Annotated in this window: 18 protein-coding genes; 12 read left to right on the top strand and 6 right to left on the bottom strand. The window is 55.1% G+C overall.

What is annotated here, in order from left to right; all coding sequences use genetic code 11:
- The first annotated feature begins 22 nt into the window (after positions 1-22).
- The 4 genes from cysS (at position 23) to TH25_RS20710 (ending at position 4,733) form a co-directional block, all read left to right on the top strand.
- A complete protein-coding gene (cysS, locus tag TH25_RS20725; protein WP_114090184.1) occupies positions 23-1,408 on the top strand; it encodes a cysteine--tRNA ligase in 1,386 nt (461 codons plus the stop codon).
- Between the two features lie 162 nt (positions 1,409-1,570).
- The gene (locus TH25_RS20720; protein WP_220151469.1) at positions 1,571-2,545 is read left to right on the top strand and encodes an aldo/keto reductase; all 975 of its coding nucleotides are present in this window, start codon (positions 1,571-1,573) and stop codon (positions 2,543-2,545) included.
- Positions 2,542-3,246, top strand: a complete 705-nt coding sequence (locus TH25_RS20715; RefSeq protein ID WP_114090183.1) for a hypothetical protein — start codon at positions 2,542-2,544, stop codon at positions 3,244-3,246. Before TH25_RS20720 ends, TH25_RS20715 begins: the two co-directional genes overlap by 4 nt.
- A 182-nt stretch (positions 3,247-3,428) precedes the next feature.
- Positions 3,429-4,733, top strand: a complete 1,305-nt coding sequence (locus TH25_RS20710) for an MFS transporter (RefSeq protein WP_114090182.1) — start codon at positions 3,429-3,431, stop codon at positions 4,731-4,733.
- A 30-nt stretch (positions 4,734-4,763) separates the two neighbouring features.
- Here TH25_RS20710 and TH25_RS20705 read toward each other — a convergent pair whose 3' ends face one another.
- The 3 genes from TH25_RS20705 to TH25_RS20695 form a co-directional block, all read right to left on the bottom strand.
- Complete coding sequence (locus tag TH25_RS20705; protein ID WP_114090181.1) at positions 4,764-5,402, bottom strand: LysE family translocator; 639 nt, start codon at positions 5,400-5,402, stop codon at positions 4,764-4,766.
- A gap of 191 nt (positions 5,403-5,593) precedes the next feature.
- Positions 5,594-6,256 carry a DsbA family oxidoreductase gene (locus TH25_RS20700; protein ID WP_114090180.1) on the bottom strand — a complete coding sequence of 221 codons (663 nt, stop codon included), beginning with the start codon at positions 6,254-6,256 and terminating at the stop codon, positions 5,594-5,596.
- Positions 6,257-6,435: 179 nt separating this feature from the next.
- Entirely contained in the window at positions 6,436-6,693 is a 258-nt protein-coding gene (locus TH25_RS20695) for a hypothetical protein (protein WP_114090179.1), read from the bottom strand.
- Positions 6,694-7,019: 326 nt separating this feature from the next.
- On the opposite strand from TH25_RS20695, the gene cimA reads away from it, so the two are divergent.
- The 5 genes from cimA to TH25_RS20670 all read left to right on the top strand — a co-directional run bounded on the left by cimA (position 7,020) and on the right by TH25_RS20670 (position 13,427).
- A complete protein-coding gene (cimA, locus tag TH25_RS20690; RefSeq protein ID WP_114090178.1) occupies positions 7,020-8,633 on the top strand; it encodes a citramalate synthase in 1,614 nt (537 codons plus the stop codon).
- A 235-nt stretch (positions 8,634-8,868) separates the two neighbouring features.
- The gene (locus TH25_RS20685) at positions 8,869-9,654 is read left to right on the top strand and encodes an RNA methyltransferase (RefSeq protein WP_114090177.1); all 786 of its coding nucleotides are present in this window, start codon (positions 8,869-8,871) and stop codon (positions 9,652-9,654) included.
- A 195-nt stretch (positions 9,655-9,849) separates the two neighbouring features.
- Positions 9,850-11,949, top strand: coding sequence for a methyl-accepting chemotaxis protein (locus tag TH25_RS20680; protein ID WP_181847739.1), 2,100 nt, complete (start codon positions 9,850-9,852; stop codon positions 11,947-11,949).
- A 230-nt stretch (positions 11,950-12,179) separates the two neighbouring features.
- Positions 12,180-12,797 (top strand): 30S ribosomal protein S4, encoded by a 618-nt coding sequence (gene rpsD / locus TH25_RS20675; protein ID WP_114090175.1) that lies wholly within the window; start codon positions 12,180-12,182, stop codon positions 12,795-12,797.
- 180 nt (positions 12,798-12,977) lie between these two features.
- Positions 12,978-13,427 (top strand): PACE efflux transporter, encoded by a 450-nt coding sequence (locus TH25_RS20670; protein WP_114090174.1) that lies wholly within the window; start codon positions 12,978-12,980, stop codon positions 13,425-13,427.
- Between the two features lie 77 nt (positions 13,428-13,504).
- On the opposite strand, the gene grxD is transcribed toward TH25_RS20670, so the two are convergent.
- The 3 genes from grxD to TH25_RS20655 all read right to left on the bottom strand — a co-directional run bounded on the left by grxD (position 13,505) and on the right by TH25_RS20655 (position 15,203).
- Positions 13,505-13,840 carry a Grx4 family monothiol glutaredoxin gene (gene grxD, locus TH25_RS20665; RefSeq protein WP_073953521.1) on the bottom strand — a complete coding sequence of 112 codons (336 nt, stop codon included), beginning with the start codon at positions 13,838-13,840 and terminating at the stop codon, positions 13,505-13,507.
- Positions 13,841-13,936: 96 nt separating this feature from the next.
- Entirely contained in the window at positions 13,937-14,845 is a 909-nt protein-coding gene (rarD, locus tag TH25_RS20660) for an EamA family transporter RarD (protein WP_114090173.1), read from the bottom strand.
- A 124-nt stretch (positions 14,846-14,969) separates the two neighbouring features.
- A complete protein-coding gene (locus TH25_RS20655; protein ID WP_073953523.1) occupies positions 14,970-15,203 on the bottom strand; it encodes a BolA family protein in 234 nt (77 codons plus the stop codon).
- 317 nt (positions 15,204-15,520) lie between these two features.
- Between TH25_RS20655 and TH25_RS20650 the strand changes: the two genes are divergently transcribed.
- The 3 genes from TH25_RS20650 to TH25_RS20640 all read left to right on the top strand — a co-directional run bounded on the left by TH25_RS20650 (position 15,521) and on the right by TH25_RS20640 (position 17,919).
- The gene (locus TH25_RS20650; RefSeq protein ID WP_181847737.1) at positions 15,521-16,030 is read left to right on the top strand and encodes a glyoxalase superfamily protein; all 510 of its coding nucleotides are present in this window, start codon (positions 15,521-15,523) and stop codon (positions 16,028-16,030) included.
- A 13-nt stretch (positions 16,031-16,043) separates the two neighbouring features.
- Entirely contained in the window at positions 16,044-16,523 is a 480-nt protein-coding gene (locus TH25_RS20645) for a GIY-YIG nuclease family protein (protein ID WP_258549248.1), read from the top strand.
- Positions 16,524-16,698: 175 nt separating this feature from the next.
- Positions 16,699-17,919 carry an AraC family transcriptional regulator gene (locus TH25_RS20640; RefSeq protein ID WP_114090172.1) on the top strand — a complete coding sequence of 407 codons (1,221 nt, stop codon included), beginning with the start codon at positions 16,699-16,701 and terminating at the stop codon, positions 17,917-17,919.
- The last annotated feature ends 9 nt before the right edge of the window (positions 17,920-17,928 follow it).

Raw genomic sequence — 17,928 nt, 5'->3', positions numbered from 1 at the left:
GATAATTTAACGGACGAAAAAAATGACGGACAGTTCAGCGGCATTGCGTATTTACGACAGCATGAGCCGCCAAAAGCAGCACTTTGAACCTATTGACCCGGCACATGTGCGTTTATATGTGTGCGGACCGACGGTGTATGATTATGCCCATGTCGGCAATGCCCGTCCTGTGGTGGTGTTTGATACGCTGGTACGGCTTTTGCGCCATGTCTATCCCAAGGTCACCTATGTGCGGAACGTCACCGATGTTGATGACAAAATCAACCAGCGCGCCCGCGAAAGTGGCGAGCCGATATCGGTGATTACCGCCCGCACCCATCAGGCCTATCTGGATGATATGGGTGCGTTAAATGCGCATAAGCCCGATATCGAACCGCGCGCGACGGAGCATATCGGCGATATGATCGCCATGTGCGAAAAGCTGATTGCACAGGGTTTTGCCTATGCCGCCGAGGGCCATGTGCTGTTTTCGGTTTCCAAATATGATGACTACGGCAAATTGTCGCGGCGTAACCGCGATGAAATGATTGCTGGTGCCCGTGTTGAAGTTGCGCCCTATAAACAGGACCCGGCAGATTTCGTGCTTTGGAAACCGTCTGACGATGACACACCGGGCTGGGACAGCCCGTGGGGCCGGGGGCGGCCGGGCTGGCATATTGAATGCTCTGCCATGTCCACGCGCTATCTGGGGCAGGAATTTGATATTCATGGCGGCGGGATCGATCTGGTCTTTCCGCATCATGAAAATGAAATCGCCCAAAGCTGCTGCGCCAATCACGGGTCCAGCTATGCCAAATACTGGATGCACAACGGCCATTTGATGGTCGAGGGCGAGAAAATGTCCAAGTCCCTGGGCAATTTCGTCACCGTGCATGAATTGCTGGAAAGCTGGCCTGGCGAAGCCATTCGTCTGGCGATGATGGGGACCCATTATCACCAGCCGATCAACTGGACGCTCGAAAATCTGCGTCAGGCCAAGGAGGCATTGGATCGTTTTTATACCGCCTTGCGCCAGACAGCGGCCATAGCGCCAGCGGCTGTTGATATGCCCGCCGGCGTCCTGAATGCGCTGTGCGATGATTTGAACACCCCGCTGGCAATTGCCGAGTTCCATGAACTGGTCACACAGTTGAACAAGGCGGGGTCGGATACCGAAAAGGCCGAGGCAAAGGGCCGCGTTTTGGCCGCTGCCAGCCTGCTGGGTATTCTGGAACAGGATGTGGATGGCTGGTTTACCGGCGGCGGTGATGACGGCGAAGCCGCCGAGATCGAGGCGCTGATTGTGAAACGCGCCGATGCCAAGAAAAACCGCGATTTCGCCCTGGCCGACCAAATTCGTGATGATCTGAAGGCACGCGGGATTGTGCTGGAAGATTCAAAAGACGGGACGACCTGGAAACGGGTTTAAGCCAGCTTTCAGGTAATCATCACTTTATAAGATAAAGGCGCTGTCTGGCAAAGGCAGCGCCTTTTGCTTTTGGGGGAACCAAGACCGCGCCTTGCACCGCATGGAAAATTGCGGCACCCTTGGAGCGTATTTATGAATGCGACGTTCAAGGGAAATGGCAACATGACCCGTCATCATATCACGCGACGCACATTTTTGACCGGGGCGGGAATGCTTGGCATTGGCGGGCTGGTCGCAGCGCGGCTGCCCGGGGCAGGCTTGGCGCATGCTGCATCGGGGCCGCAGCCCCTGCATCATCGTATTCCCGGCACGGATCACGCCCTGCCTGCGGTGGGGTTGGGAAGCTGGATTACCTTTAATGTCGGCAATGACCCGGTTTTGCTGAAAAACTGCACCGACGTGATGGCAGCATTTTTTGCGGCGGGTGGGGCAATGATTGATTCATCGCCCATGTATGGGTCATCCCAGGCGACCATCGGCCACGGGCTGGCGGAATTGGGTATTGATCGCGAACAGGTGTTTGCCACCGATAAAGTCTGGACCAGTGACGAGGATGGCGGACCAGAACAGATTGATGAAAGTGCGCGGCGCTGGGGCATTCGCCAGTTCAACCTGTTGCAGGTTCACAATATGCTGGACTGGGAAAACCAGTTGCCGCTTTTGCAGGATATGAAAGCCGCCGGGGCACTGGGTTATACCGGCATCACCACATCGCATGGTCGCCGTCATGATTTGCTGGGCATCATCATGGAACGCGAGGCGATTGATTTTATTCAGGTGACATATAATCCGCTGGATCGTGCGGTGGAAGACCGGATCCTGCCAATGGCCCGTGAACGCAACATTGCCGTGATCATCAACCGGCCCTTTCGCGGCGGGCGACTGACCAAGGCGCTGCGGGGGCAGCCGATGCCCGGTCTTGCGGCGGATTACGGGGCGCAAAGCTGGGCGCAACTGATTTTGAAATATATTGTGTCGCATCCGGCGGTTACATGTGCCATTCCCGCCACCACACGGGTGGATCACGTGCGCGAAAACATGGCCGCGATAACCCCCATGCCAGATGCCGACAAGGTGTTGTTGCCAGAAGGCAAAGAACGCCATGCCATTGCCCGGGCCATCGAGGCGGCATTATGACCGCGTGGTGGGACTATAGCCTGGCCGATTTTCTGCTGTTTTCACCCCGCGTTTATTACCGGCTGTTTGAAAATATGAATACCACCTGGGGATTGGTGGTTGCCAGTGCGCTGCTGGCCGGGGTGATCGCGTTCTATCTGGCCCTTCGGCACGGATTGCGCGGCAACCGGATTATTCCGGTATTACTGGCGCTGGTTTGGGCCTGGTCCGGCTATGGCTTTCTGTGGCAGTATTATCTGCCGATCAACTGGGCGGTGTCCTATCTGTTGCCGGGCTTTGTCCTTCAGGTTGTTCTGTTTGTCATCTTTGCTGTGCGTCCTTTGCCGCTTTGCTTTGGCTGGCGGGGGGATTTTTCATCTTATGTCGGGTTGGCGCTGGTTGCCTTTGCCCTGATTGTCTATCCCTTTATCGGCCTGATCGAGGGGCGTGGCCTGATACAGGCGGAGCTGTTCGGAAGTGCCGCTGACCCAACAGTCCTTGGCACCTTGGGCTTTGTTTTGCTGTCACGCGGCACGTGGCGCTGGGTTCTGTTACCGGTTCCGCTGGCATGGTGTGTCATTTCTGCAGGCACGCTTTGGGTCATGGATCAAAAGGTCGCGGTCGTGATGCTGGTTGCGCTCTGGATGACTGTTTTTTGTGGCTGGCTGGATTTTAGAAACGGTGTCACCCGCCGTCGCCTGGAAACGGCAGAGATTGACTAAACATCCGGGCCAAGTCCCGTCTGAAGCAAAAATCCTTTCGCATTAAAAAAAATCTGGAAACCGCAGCTGATCAGTGGTTTCGTATTTTTGCTGGAATAAGTCAGTTTATCTGAACCATGCTGCATCGAACCACATTGACAGGTTCAGCGCCCAGGTAATCCCCAAGTGTGAAAGGGCGAGCCATGATCCAGGTTTTAACCAGTGTCTGGGCACTTCTTATTGGTATTGTCCTGATCATGCTGGGCAACGGCATGCACTTTACCCTGATCGGTTTGCGTGGCGGGATTGAAGGGTTTTCTTCGGCCGAACTTGCCATTGTAACATCGGGTTATTTTGCCGGGTTCCTTGCCGGGGCGCGTCTTACGCCCAGAATGATCAGGCGTGTTGGCCATGTTCGCGTCTTTGCCGCCCTGGGCAGTTTTACCTCGGCTGCCCTGATTGCCCTGCCTTTGATCCCGGAGCCCTGGGCCTGGACGTTGCTGCGTGTGATTTTGGGGTTCTGCATGTCGGGCATTTATGTCACGGCAGAAAGCTGGTTGAACGATTCATCGACCAATGAAACGCGTGGCAAGGTTCTGTCGGCTTACATGATTGCCCAGACATTGGGGATTATCGGGGCACAGGGGCTTTTGACGTTTGGGGATGCGGCAAATTCGGCCCTGTTTATTGTGGCATCCATTCTGGTTTCGATTTCCTTTGCCCCAATCCTGCTGTCGGCCAGTTCTGTTCCGATGACAGAAGCAGCCCGGCCGATGGGGCTAAAGGAACTTTTTGCCGGATCACCGCTCAGTACCGTGGGCATCTTTCTTTTGGGCTGTGTCTATGCAACCCAAACAGGGATGGCGGCGGTTTTCGGAACCCAGATTGACATGACCACCGGGCAAATTGCGGCCTTTGTTGCGATGCTGTTTGCCGGTGCACTGGTCTTTCAATATCCAATTGGCTGGCTTTCGGACCGGATGGATCGTCGCACTCTGATTTTCGGGGCCTCGATGGTGGCAATGGGGGCCAGCATGTTGGGGGGTGTTTCTGGTGACAATTTTGTCTTCCTGATGGGGGCGGCCTTTCTCGCGGGCGGGATGACCACGCCGCTTTATGCGCTGTTTCTGGCCTATACAAATGACTATTTACCGCTTGAAGATATGCCGGCTGCCTCGGGCGGTCTGGTTCTGACCTTTGGGGTTGGTGCGATTTTGGGGCCGCTTCTGGCGGGGTGGTCGATGGAACATTTTGGTCCGCGCAGCTTCTGGCTGGTGCTGGCGGTGACATTTGCTGTTATTGCGGTTTATGCGCTGTATCGCATGACACGCCGTGAATCGCTGCCAGTCGAAGAAACCGAAAGATATGTCAGCGTCCTGCCGACGACATCGCCGATGGCGGTTGAAACCGCCGGGGTGTGGGCAGCCGAACAGGCTGAAGCCGGGGCCGAAGCCGCTTCAGAAGAGGCAGCCGCGAAGGAAACGGGCAAAGAGTCCAGGGCGGAGTAGGCTTGGGCTTTGGCACAGGCAGAAGTTGCTTTAGCGGCTGAAAATCAGCTTCAGACCAAGGGCGGCAAAGAACACGCCAAGGATGGCATTGATCCAGCGGGCGAGGCGACGATAGAGCGCAATGACCGGCCGGGTTGAAAAGGCCGTAGCATAAAAAAGATGCACAAGGGTCGAGATCAGGCCGCAGCTTGCGACAATCACCAGGCCCACCCACAGCGGCGCACCGGGATGAAAACCGATGGAGATAATGGCAATCCAGGTCAGGATCGCCTTGGGATTGGTTAAATGCAGGGCCAGGCCCCGACTGAAATAATGGGCGGCGGATTGTTGGGGGTCGGTATCGGCCTTGGCCGAAACAGGTGCAGGGCGCGCCGCAGCCTTCAGGGCCTTAAACGCCATCCACAGCAAATAACATCCCCCGGCAATACGAATGGCATACATCGCATCGGCATAGGCCAGCAACAGGGCCGATAAGCCCGATAATGTCAGAATGCCAATGCAAAAGGAGCCAGAGCCAATGCCAAGGGCAAAATACCGCCCGGCGCGGCGGCCATCGCCCAGGGATACGCCCATTAACGCCATCAGGGCGGGGCCGGGGCTGATCAGGCCAACCATAAACGCGGCATAAGCCAGCAATATGCCCGGAAGATACGTGAGAAATTCTGCCATGACGCCCGCCCCTGTTTTGAAAGCCTTTAAAACTATAGGGGATTGTCAGGCCCGGGTCGATTGGGTAAAACCCATAGTCAAAGCGTGCTGACATGATATGTCAGGCGCAGGAAGGGCCAAGGTGGTTATGACAAAGCCCGGCCATGACGGATGGCCGGGCTTTTGCGGATATGGAGTGGTTTTAAGGCGGTTCAGGCTTCTTCAACGCCGCGGGCGATTTCGGAAAGGGCCTGTTCAAATACCTCGGGCGGATGCCCGCCGGAAATGGCGTATTTGCCATTGACCACATAGGTCGGCACCGACGTGATGCCGGCATTTTTAAATTCTTCTTCCTCGGCGCGCACTTCGCTGGCGAATTTGTCGCTGGCAAGGATGTCGGCGGCTTCTTCGGGGGACAGGCCCACTTCCTCGCAGCAGCGTTTCAAGACGCCATGATCACCGGGGTTTTCGGCCTCCTGAAAATAGGCCGCAAACAGGGCCAGTTTCAGGTCGGTCTGTTTGCCCTTCTTGCCCGCCCAATATAGCAGGCGATGGGCATCGAAGGTGTTGTAAATGCGGCTGTCCGAACTGAAACGGATTTCAAAACCGGCATTTTCGCCCATTGTCTGGATGCGCGCGCGGTTTTCGGCACTTTGATCCGGGGTCAGGCCATATTTTTCATGGATATGTTCGCCCAGTTCCTGGCCTTCGGGCCCCATATCGGGGTTGAGTTCAAACGGGTGCCAGCGCAATTTGGCGTCAATCTGACCCTCAAGATTGGCCAGCGCCTGTTCCAGATGTTTATAGCCGATAATGCACCGCGGGCAGACGACGTCGGAAACAATGTCGATCTGCATTTTGGTTGGATGGGTCATGCAAAGACCTTTGTTAGTGAAACAATCTGCCCCAGAAATAAGCCCTTATACGCGGAACGCAACCATTCTTGTGCAGGCGGGAGGCATTGGGGCGATGAATGGCATTCACTGTTCTGTTGGCCCGGTTCCGTAACCGACATACGTGCCAGAGCGTAAAAGGCTGCCGACGAGCGCGCAGATCAATCGAGCTCCAGCCGTGCATGACGCACCTGGTCAATCAGATATTCGGCAAAGGTTTCAATCGTCGGGCAGGACCATTCCGCCCGGGTTTTGATGCCATTGCGCATCCAGTAACCATGCCATCTGTCATCAGGTTTGCGACAGATGGTGTATTCGGCAAAACGGTCGGCAGCACGCCAGCAATGTTTGCCGTCACGGTACCAGGTAAGCCCGCCCAGGAAGATCAGATCGTCTGACATGGAAGCAATGCGATCCATCTGACTGTGTCCTTGAATATCAGAGAAAATCCATATATGCGCGGATGGCAACGCTATGCCGGGAAGCGCCAAAAACGGCATCTTGTAATCTGTCTAACAATATAAGGTTGCCGTGCCATAGCGCACAATCATGCAGGGGGACAGGGTTGCTACTCTAAAGGCGGAGAAAAGGCGGTTTTTGCCGTTTTTTTCGGATAGATGGCAACGAGGTTGCGTGTCGCGCCGTTTTGCGGCAATTTGCCAGACCGTCCCGGCAGTGGCTGTCGGGCTATTCCCGTTTTGACTGGCGTTTTGTGCGCCGCATTCTATGCAGATTTGGAACCAGTATGTCTGACAAGCGCGTCTATCTCTATGACAGTACCTTGCGCGATGGGCAACAGACCCAGGGCGTTGATTTTTCAGCCGCGGACAAAACCGCGATTGCCAAGGCACTGGACGAGCTGTCGATTGACTATATTGAAGGCGGCTGGCCCGGGGCAAACCCGACCGATGATGCGTTTTTTGCCAATCCGCCCAAACTGAAAAATTCCCGCCTGACTGCCTTTGGTATGACCCGGCGCGCCGGACGGTCGGCATCAAATGATCCGGGCCTGACCACGCTGATCCAGAATGCGCCGGTGGTGTGCATGGTGGGGAAAAGCTGGGATTTCCAGGTGACAGAAGCGCTGGGCATCGAACTTGATGAAAACCTGGCGATGATTTCGGAATCGGTCGCCCATGTAAAACAGCATAGCGAAGAAGTGCTGTTTGATGCCGAGCATTTCTTTGATGGTTACAAGGCCAACCGGGATTATGCCCTGTCGGCCATTCAGGCGGCCTATGATGCCGGGGCGCGCTGGGTGGTGTTGTGCGATACCAATGGCGGCACCCTGCCAGACGAGATTTTTGATATTGTCACCGATGTGTGTTCGCGCATTCCCGGCGGCAATGTGGGTATTCACTGCCATAACGATACCGAAAATGCGGTGGCAAATTCGTTGGCGGCGGTGCGCGCCGGGGCGCGGCAAATTCAGGGCACGCTGAATGGTTTGGGGGAACGGTGTGGTAACGCCAACCTGATTTCCATTATCCCGACTTTGATGCTGAAAATGGGATATGACGTGGGCATCAGTGCACATCAACTGACCCAGTTGCGCCGGATCTCGCATATTCTGGATGAACGGCTAAATCGTGAACCGCTCCGTCAGTCCGCCTATGTCGGGGATTCCGCCTTTGCCCATAAAGGCGGCCTGCATGTGTCGGCGGTCGAGAAAAACCCGACCTGTTATGAGCATATTGAACCCGAAAAGGTCGGGAATCAGCGCCAGATTCTGGTCTCTGACCAGGCCGGGCGGTCCAATATTCTCGCCCGTTTCCGTGAAATCGGGGTGGAGGTGGACCCGAAATCCGAGGCGGTGGGCAAACTGGTGGAACTGGTCAAACAGCGCGAGTTCGATGGTTATGCCTATGACGGGGCTGAAGCCAGCTTTGAGCTTTTGGCCCGCAAGGCAATGGGTGAACTGGAACGCTATTTCCGGGTGACGTCTTTTCGCGTGATCGACGAACGCCGCTGGGTTGATGAACAGGATGAACAGGTTATCACCATGTCCGAAGCGACCGTGAAGGTCGTGGTGGGCGATGAACAGTTCATGTCGGTGGCCGAAGGCAACGGGCCGGTCAACGCCCTGGATGCGGCGCTTCGCAAAGTGTTGCTGACCGTGCCGGAATATCGCGAGGTCATCGCTCCGATCGAACTGATAGATTACAAGGTGCGCATCATAACCCGTGGCGATGGCACCCGTGCTGTCACCCGCGTGATGATCGAAAGCCGTGATGCCGAAGGCAATAGCTGGTCAACCGTGGGTGTTTCAACCAACATTATCGAGGCGTCCTATAACGCCCTGCGTGATTCCATAAGCTATAAACTGTTCAAGGCCGGGATTCGCAGCCAGCATTCCTAAGGGTGCCGGGAAATATCGGCGTATTATGACAGCAGATAGATGATTTTTGAGAAGCCAGCGGATGATGGTCTGCTGGTTTTCTGTTTGTAATGCCGTGCAAAAGATCAAACAGCTTGTGATCATGAGATGTGGTCGGATACCGGCGGGATAATTCGCCCGACAGCCACTGGTTTCCCTGGGAAGGATTTGCTAAAGAAGCGTACTTAATTTTGTGCGCAACTGGAGAATCCCGGACATGAGCGGCAGCCCCGGCAAGGTGGATGTATCGAGAACAGGTGGTGTGGAAAATCCGCCGGTGATCATTCTGATCGAACCGCAGCTTGGTGATAATATTGGCAAGGCGGCGCGCGCCATGCTCAATTGTGGTCTGGTGGAATTGCGTCTGGTGCGCCCGCGGGATGGCTGGCCCAATGAAAAGGCGGTCGCCAATGCCTCGGGTGCCGATATTGTTATTGAAAATACCCGCATTTTCGAGCGTGAAGAAGACGCGCTGGCCGATTTGAACCGCATTTACGTGACGACAGCACGCACCCGCGATGCGGTAAAACCGGTTTTCACCCCGCGCGGCCTTGGCCCGGAAATGCGGGCCAATATTGCCCGTAACGAAAAAGTGGGCGTGATGTTTGGCCCCGAACGAACAGGTGTGCGCAACGAACATGTTGCGATGGCCGATGCGGTGGTGACGGTGCCGCTTAATCCCGGTTTTACCTCGCTTAACCTGGCACAGGCGGTGTTGCTGATTGGCTATGAATGGTGGCAGGCCGGGGTTGAGGTGCCCGATTATCAGATGATGCTCAATGATTCTTTCCCCGCCACCCGTGATGAGGTGGAACGCATGTTTGTTCATATGGAAGAAGAGCTTGATGAATCCGGGTTCTTTCGGGTGGCCGAAAAACGCCCGGCCATGATGCGCAATATCCGCAATATTTTTAATCGGGTTGGCATCACCCATCAGGAAGTGCAAACCATTCGCGGGATGCTGGTGGCATTGCGTGGCGGGAAACACAAACCCCGTACGTGACCCGCATTCTGATACCGTGTTTCTAACACCCGGCCCTGTGCCGGGTGTTTTTGTTCGCGGCTGCGGGTGGCCCAGACGCATTGATGCAAAGGTTATATTTTGTTTAACTTTAAAGTCTTCCTGGTTGCATTAAACTCGATGTGATCAGGACAGCATTCAGGGATGGTGTCGCAAAGGCCTTTTCAGGGGGTGGGGATGAAAAGCTTTTTGAATTTGTCGGTGAAAACGCAGCTTCTTATCGCAATGGTTGGTCTGTCGTTAACCGCGATTGCGGCGGTGCTGGGGGTAACGCAAGTCCAGTCTTTTCAAACCATACGTAAAATTTCCGTCGAGAATGCCTTTGAACAGGCCGCGCGTTTTGCCAGCCTTGTTTCCGAGGATATGAATACCGCCGCCGAAGTTGCACGCAGCACTGCCGGGGCGCTTAAGGGCCTGGTGCTTTCGGGCAAGCCGGACCGCGATATTGCAGCGGCCATTATGACCGAAAATTTGCAGCAACATCCCTCAATTCTGGCAATGGGCACCTTGTGGGCGCCAAACGCCTTTGACAATGCCGATGCCAGTAATGCCAACCGTGCCGGCAGTGATGCGGACGGGCGGTTTGCGCCCTATTTTTTTCGCGATACGACAGGCAAGATCGAAGTCACACCGCTGGTCGGGTTTGATACGCCAGGTGACGGGGACTGGTGGCTGGTCCCGCGCGATGAACGCCGTGAAGCCATTGTCGAGCCTTATATTTATCCGGTAAATGGCGTTGATGTGCTGATGACGACGATTTCAGCACCGGTCTATCAGGATGCCCCCGGCAGCAAGGTGATTGGCGCGGTCACGGCTGATGTAGCCCTGAAAACCCTGGAAAACATCATTCAGCAGATTGACCTGCCCGCAGGTGGCATTGCCACTTTGATCTCGGAAAAGGGATATATCGTGGCCCATAGCGACACTGCGCTGGTGGGAAAGAATATTCTTGATATTTATCCAACGCTGGATGCCGCATTGCGACAGGTAAAACGGGGAAATGTGTTTCAGCAGGAACTTTCCCTGGGGGCGGCCGGCGATGAATTTTTCACGGTTTTCTCGCCGATCTCGATTGGGCGAACCGGCACCAACTGGTCAATTGGGATTGTCAACCCGATGAATGCGGTGTTGGCGGAGGCCAATAACCAGTTAACCGCCGCCCTGATTGTCGGTCTGTTATCCGTGATTGTGGTGGCATTTGTTGCCTTGTGGCTGGGCGGTGCATTGGGGCGGCCGGTTCAGCGCATGACCGAAAGCATGAGCCTGCTGGCCGGGAACCGTACCGATATTGATATTCCCTTTACCGACCGTGAAAACGAATTTGGCGACATGGCACGGGCCGTTGAAGTGTTTCGGGAAAATGCCATGCGTGTGCGTGCCGCCGAGGAGGAAAAACAGCGCGCCGACCGGGAAGCAGAACAGCGCCGTCGTGCCCATCTCAATGAACTGGCCGATACGTTTGAACGCTCTGTCGGGGCGGTGGCCCAGTCGGTTGGCGGCGCGGCAGAGAAACTTTCCCATGCGTCGGGCCGCATGAACCAGATCGCAGTCGATACCCGCAGCCAGGCTGCCGCTGTTAATGAAGCGGCAGAGGAGGCATCGGGCAATGTGCAGACGGTGGCCTCCGCCACAGAGGAACTTTCCGCCTCCATTCGTGAAATATCGACCCAGGTTTCCCAGTCGAACCAAATCGCCAGCACCGCCGTTGACGAGGCCACCCGCACAACCGAACTTGTCAGCGGCCTTGCCGATGCCTCGGAAAAAATCGGCGATGTGGTTACACTGATCCAGGAGATTGCCGCCCAGACCAATCTGTTGGCCCTGAATGCGACCATCGAGGCGGCCCGCGCCGGGGATGCCGGCAAGGGCTTTGCCGTGGTGGCCAACGAGGTTAAAAGCCTTGCCAGCCAGACTGCGCGGGCAACCGACGAGATTTCGGGCCAGATTGGCGGCATTCAGGGGGCCACGCGCGAGGCGGTGGGCGCGATTGGCGGTATCAGCGAGACCATTCGCCGCATCAGCGAGATTGCTGCAACGATTTCGGCCGCCGTTGAACAGCAGGGGGCGGCGACCGAGGAAATTTCGCGCAATGTCAGCCAGGCAGCGCACGGCACCTCGCAGGTGACAGCGACCATTGGCGATGTCACCACATCGACCGGCATGGTTGGCGATGCCGCCAGCGAAGTGGCCGAGGCATCGCGCGATTTGACCGGGCAGGCCGCCAGCCTGCGCGAACAGGTTGACGGATTTTTGCGGGAAATCCGGGGTGATAAATAAAACTGTCCCGTTATGATGGTGAAAAACCCGCCAGGCATGTAACGCAAGGCATCTGTGGGCACCTGTGGGGCGCACAGGTGCCTTTTCGTTTGACTCTCGGGCAATGATCTCTATATTGCGCCTCACTTCCGAGAAAGCGGGTCGTGGCAAAAGTCTGCGGCCCCGTTCTGTATTGTGTTGATGCAGAAACTATCGGGACAACAAAGCACTTTAAAAAAGCGAGTTTTAGAATGTCGAAACGTATTGCTGCCAAGCATAAAATTGACCGCCGCCTTGGTGTGAACCTTTGGGGCCGTTCCAAATCGCCGCTGAACAAGCGCGAATATGCACCGGGCATGCACGGCGCAACCCGCCGTAAAAAACCGACCGATTATGGTACCCAGCTTTTCGCCAAACAGCAGCTCAAGGGCTACTATGGCAACATTTCCGAAAAGCAGTTCCTGCGTTACTACAAAGAAGCATCGCGTCGCCCGGGCGATACCTCGGAAACCCTGGTTGGTATTCTGGAAACCCGTTTGGACGCCGTTGTTTACCGCATGAAATTCGTCCCGACCGTTTTTGCGTCGCGCCAGTTCGTCAACCACGGCCACATCCTGGTCAACGGCAAGAAGGTCACCATTCCTTCTTACCTGGTGAAAGAAGGCGACGTTGTTGAAGTCAAACCGGCTTCGCGCGAAATTCCGATGGTGATGGAAGCTGCCACCCTGGCAGAACGCGATATTCCCGAATATCTCGACGTTGACGCGAAGGCTTTCAAAGGCACCTTCGTTCGCGTCCCGAAATTCTCGGAAATCCCGTACCCGGTTCAGATGCAGCCGAACCTGGTTATCGAATTCTATTCGCGTTAATCTGCCCCGCAGATTACGCCGAATTCGGACAGAAACGCCCGCTGGTTTTAGCGGGCGTTTTTTGTACGAAGGCCAGTTGCCAGATACCCGATATTCAGGCAGGATGGCCGCAAACGAGGACGACCTCGCCCGTTTCGGGACATATCGTTCGGGACGACCCGGCATCATGACGAGGTCGCTATGCGCACGACACAGGACCGTATCCGCCACGCCCTTTCCTTTGAAATTATCGGTTTGCTGATTGTCATTCCCCTGGGCGGATGGGTGTTTGACTTTGGCATGAGCGAGGTGGGTGTTGTCGCCCTGGTCAGTGCCACGATCGCCACAGTGTGGAATTATCTGTTCAATCTGGGGTTTGATCACATCCTGCGCCGCCTTCAGGGGCATACCGGCAAATCAGTGGTCTTGCGCGTGTTTCACGCCATCACGTTTGAGGCCGGTTTGTTAACCGTGTTAATGCCCTTTATCGCCTGGTATCTGGATGTCAGCCTTTGGCATGCCTTTACGATGGATGTGTCGTTTTCGGCCTTTTATCTCGTTTACGCGTTTGTCTTTAACTGGATTTATGACGTGGTGTTTCCCGTGCCGGAACACGGCGGGAAAGGTCATTATGCCCGGCAGGGGCCGTAACAAAGTCCGGCATTTTGGCATAAAAAACACGCCAGAGGCATCCCTGACGTGTTTTCAAGTCATTCGGTGGCGAATAATCAGGCGGCAGCAGCCACACCCTTGTCGCGCATATGCTGCGAAAGTTCGCCCGAAGCAAACATTTCCCGAACGATGTCACAACCGCCCACGAACTCGCCCTTGACGTAAAGCTGCGGAATGGTCGGCCAGTTGGAAAAGTCCTTGATGCCCTGACGAATGGCCGGGTCAACCAGCACATTGACGTCTTTGAACGGAACGCCCAGTTCGGCCAGAACCTGAACCACAGCGGCCGAGAAACCGCATTGCGGGAACATGGCGGTCCCTTTCATGAACAGAACGACGTCGTTGTCGTCGATATCTTTCTGGATGCGGTCAAAAACCGGATTTTCGGACATAACGGGTATCCTTGACTGTAATAAGCGCGGTTCGGCGTGCGACCGCAGGTATATGAATAAGGCTGGCCGAAGATATGGCCCTCTGGCGCGTTTCTGTCAACTGTTGGCGCGTGCGGCACGGCTTGTGCGCAAATTATCCCAGGTAAAAAGGGCAAGTCCGCACCAGACAAAAATATAGGTGATCAGGTGGGCCTGCGTAAAGGGTTCGCCAAACAGCAGCACGGCAACACAAAGCTGAAGGGTCGGGTTGATATATTGCATCAGGCCCAGTGCGCCAAATTTCATGTTGCGCGCGGCAAAGGCAAACAGCACCAGCGGAATGGTCGTCATCGCCCCAAGGCCAATCAGCATGGCCTGGTTGGCGGTGCTGGTTTGCAGAAAAACCAGTTCATCCCGGCTTTCAAGCCAGCCCAGATAAATCAGGGCAATTGGCAGTAACGCCAGGCATTCGACAAACAGGCCGGCAATCGGGTCTGCCGGGACCATTTTGCGCAACAGACCATAAAAGCCGAACAAAAACGCCAGGCCCAGTGCGATCCAGGGCACGGTGCCAAAAAATGCCAGCAGGTTCAACACCCCGAGCGAGACGATGATCACCGATAGAACCTGAACCCGATTAAGCGTTTCCTTAAGGAAAATACGCCCCAGCACCAGCATGATCAGCGGCATGATATAATAGCCCAGGCTGGCCTCGATGGCATGACCATGATTGACCGACCAGATATAGATCAGCCAGTTACCGGCAATCAGCAGGCCGGTCATGCACAAAACCCCGATTGTCCGGGCCGACCCCAGCAATTGCAGCAGCGATGCCTTGCGCCCGAGGGCAAAAATCAGCACCAGGGTCAGCACGACAGACCATACAATACGATGACTGAGAATTTCCATCGCCCCGGCAAAGCCGACGGCATGAAAATAGGCCCCGGAAATACCCCAGAAACAAAATGCGCCGAGCCCGGCTAGGGGGCCGATGCCGATCAGGGCCGGTTTGTGGGATTGTGACATAAAATGAACCAGAGTCAGCAAAGGGGCGCCATCTGGCCCCGGAAAACCTGTGCGCCCCGGTTAAAAAAACGGCGCGCACGGCACGGGATTTCTCAAACAGACCGAAAGTCGGCGTCGGGGTGGTTTATTCGGGAACCGAGGTTTGCAGGGCGAGGGCGTGCAATTCGTCGCCCATTTTGCCCTTCAGGGCGGAATAAACCATCTGATGCTGGATGACGCGGGTTTTGCCGCGGAAAGCCTCGGAGACAACCAGCGCGGCATAATGATCGCCATCCCCGCGCAGATCCTCGATTCGGACCTGGGCATCGGGAAGGGCTTCCTTGATCATGGATTCAATTTCGTGTGCTGCCATCGCCATGTGTCTTATCCTTTGTAAAACAGAGCCTCGGGCCCGTGCGGGTGGGCGGATCTGTTAAAAACGCATTCTTCATTCTGGTATATGTTGCGCCATTGGGACTGTCAATCAAGGGACATCATATTGGCCGGATCGCGGTTTGGCATTCCGGATTGTGCGGGTTTGGCGTTGCGTGCCGCGTCACATTGGGGTATTGCCAACATTGGCTTTGTGGCAGCCAGCCGTTCGCACCCGCAAGGGAGGGTGAATGCCGCAACATAAAATCTTTCGGTTCCGTGTCGGACCGGCAATGCGAACACCCGGCCTCCTTGATGGAGACGATGATGCGACTTGATAATCCGATGGATCAAAACCCCGATGCCCCGGCAACCGGGGCACCGAAAAACTTTACCAGCGAGAATGCCGATACCCTGAAAGCCCGGGCAAAGCGTCTGCGCGCGGCCCTTGCCAATCGTGATGTCCGTGTTTCCCACGCGGGCAGCCTGGAACTGATGGCGCAAAGCTGTGGCTTTCGCGACTGGAACACCGCCCTTGCCATGACGCGGCGCAATGCCGCCAGCATGGATGTCGCCGATCTGGGCATTGGCAAACGTTTTGCCGGCTCCTATCTTGGCCATGCCGTAACCGGCAAAATCCTGGGCCTGACGGGCACGCCGGTTGCCGGTGTGTACCGGATCGAGGTGCATCTGGACCATGCGGTCGATGTGGTGGCATCCAAACATTTTACCGGTTATCGCCAGCGCATTGCCGCGCGGATCAACAAGGATTGTGAACCGGTTCTGGCATCGGGCCAGCGCGGGCCGGGCCTGTCGATTGATCTGTTGTTATAGACAGGGGCGGCTGTTGACGCTGCTGTTAAGCGATATTTCCGATCAAACCCTCCGGCTGCTGCCCAAGGCAGCCGGGGCCTATATTCTGGCAATTCGTCTTTATCGTCCGGTTTCCCTGTCGCAACGACAGTTTGCGGGCAAGATTGTGACGCCCGGCACATATCTTTATTGCGGCAGTGCGCGGGGGCCGGGGGGTATTGCCGCACGGGTCAAACGCCATTGTGCGGCCGATAAAAAACAACACTGGCATGTCGATGCCTTAACCACCCGGCCCGCGGGGCAGGTAACAGCAGCCCTTGCCGTTATTGGCGGCGATGAATGCCAGTTAAGAACCATATTGTGTGATGAATTTGACCTGACGGCCCCCATCGCCGGATTTGGCAGTTCCGATTGCCCCACCTGCCCGGCGCATTTGCTGGCGGTTCCAAAAGAGCATTTATGTGGTGCCAACATTCTGAAAATGTTGGTTGGTATTGTTGGTAGTCAGCCTTAGGTTGCTCTTGTGGTGCGAGCCCAGTTTGCGCGATCGTTGTTGCGCGGATGGATGAGAAATTTGTTCGGAATTGATTTGCGGGCATGAAACAGCGATAGTTGTTACTTGATTGGTTTTATATGTCCCTGAAACCTCCAGTTTTTTGGACCCGTGCGATTTCTGGTAGACTTGAGACATGCTTGAGCCGAAAGCCGTTGTCCTGCTGATTATCGCTGTTGTCGGGATCGGTCAGGCGTTTTTTCTGATATTATTGCTGCTTCAGGAAGGTAAACGTGCCTTTCGGGCTAATCGCTGGTTGATGGTTTTCACCGCGATCGTTTGTGTTATTTTTGTTGATAAGATTCTCGACGTTTTCTTGTCTCCATTGATGCGTTTGTATCTTGCCCCTTTCTTCTCGCCCTTTATTTTTGCCGCCATTCCGGCAATTTTTTTGTATTTTCGCGAAATTTCCGGTCGTCCTGTGCCGCAACCTGCCAGGCATTTTGTCATGGCAGTGTTTGTCGCCATCTGCACGTCAGTCATTGTCTGGACCATTCATGGCAATACAGATGTAAATCGCCTGCTGCTGACAGACCAGGGGCTTGGTTTGAACTGGAAGGCCCCAGTTTCAATAACGGCGTTGATGCTGGTGATGATTGCCGTGTATTGCGGGCAATTTATTGCCTATATGATTGCGATATGGCGAACATGTCTGGTTTATCATCGGCAGGTTCATCAGCAGTTTGGTCTTGACGGGGCGGTATTGCGCAACTGGACGACCGAGTTTCTTGTTGAAACAAGCGTTATCTTTGCAATTTATATAGCGATTAACCTGTTTGATATCTTTGTGTTAAGAAGCGAATGGCTGATTATTTTGGCGCATTGCGGTTTTGCTTTGGTCTTTTTTCGTATCAGCCATGTTATTGCAGCCAATCCCGCGCTTTTTGTCGAGGCGGGCCTTTCTGGCAAAGATCATGCGTCAGGCAAAGATAGCCCATCTGTTGCGGGTGTTGTTCATGAAAACGGGGCACTTTCCCGCCATCTGGTCGAGGTCGACGAAGCACAACGTATTTGTCGGCGGCTAAACCGGATTATTGCCCGGGAAGACGTGATCTTTGATCCCTTGCTGTCGATGCCTAAACTGGCCCGATTTGTCGGAGTCACACCCAATCAGCTTTCCTATGTGCTTAATCGATATATCGAAAAGAGCTTTTTTGACTTTGTGAATTCTGAGCGGGTTGTTCATGCCAAACGTTTATTGCTGGCGGAGCCGGATCGTCAGGTGCTCGATATTGCGATGAGTGTTGGGTTTAATTCAAAATCGACGTTCAATCTGGCATTTAAAAAGATTACAGGGACAACGCCTTCCGTTTACCGGGCTGAAAGAACAGCCAAAGACATACCGCAGATCGTGTGATTTTTGAGA

It is taken from the genome of Thalassospira profundimaris (genome assembly GCF_003326755.1).
GTDB lineage: Bacteria > Pseudomonadota > Alphaproteobacteria > Rhodospirillales > Thalassospiraceae > Thalassospira > Thalassospira profundimaris_B.
The sequence above is the reverse complement of the archived record's forward strand: the minus strand, read 5'-3'. Positions and strand labels throughout refer to the sequence as shown.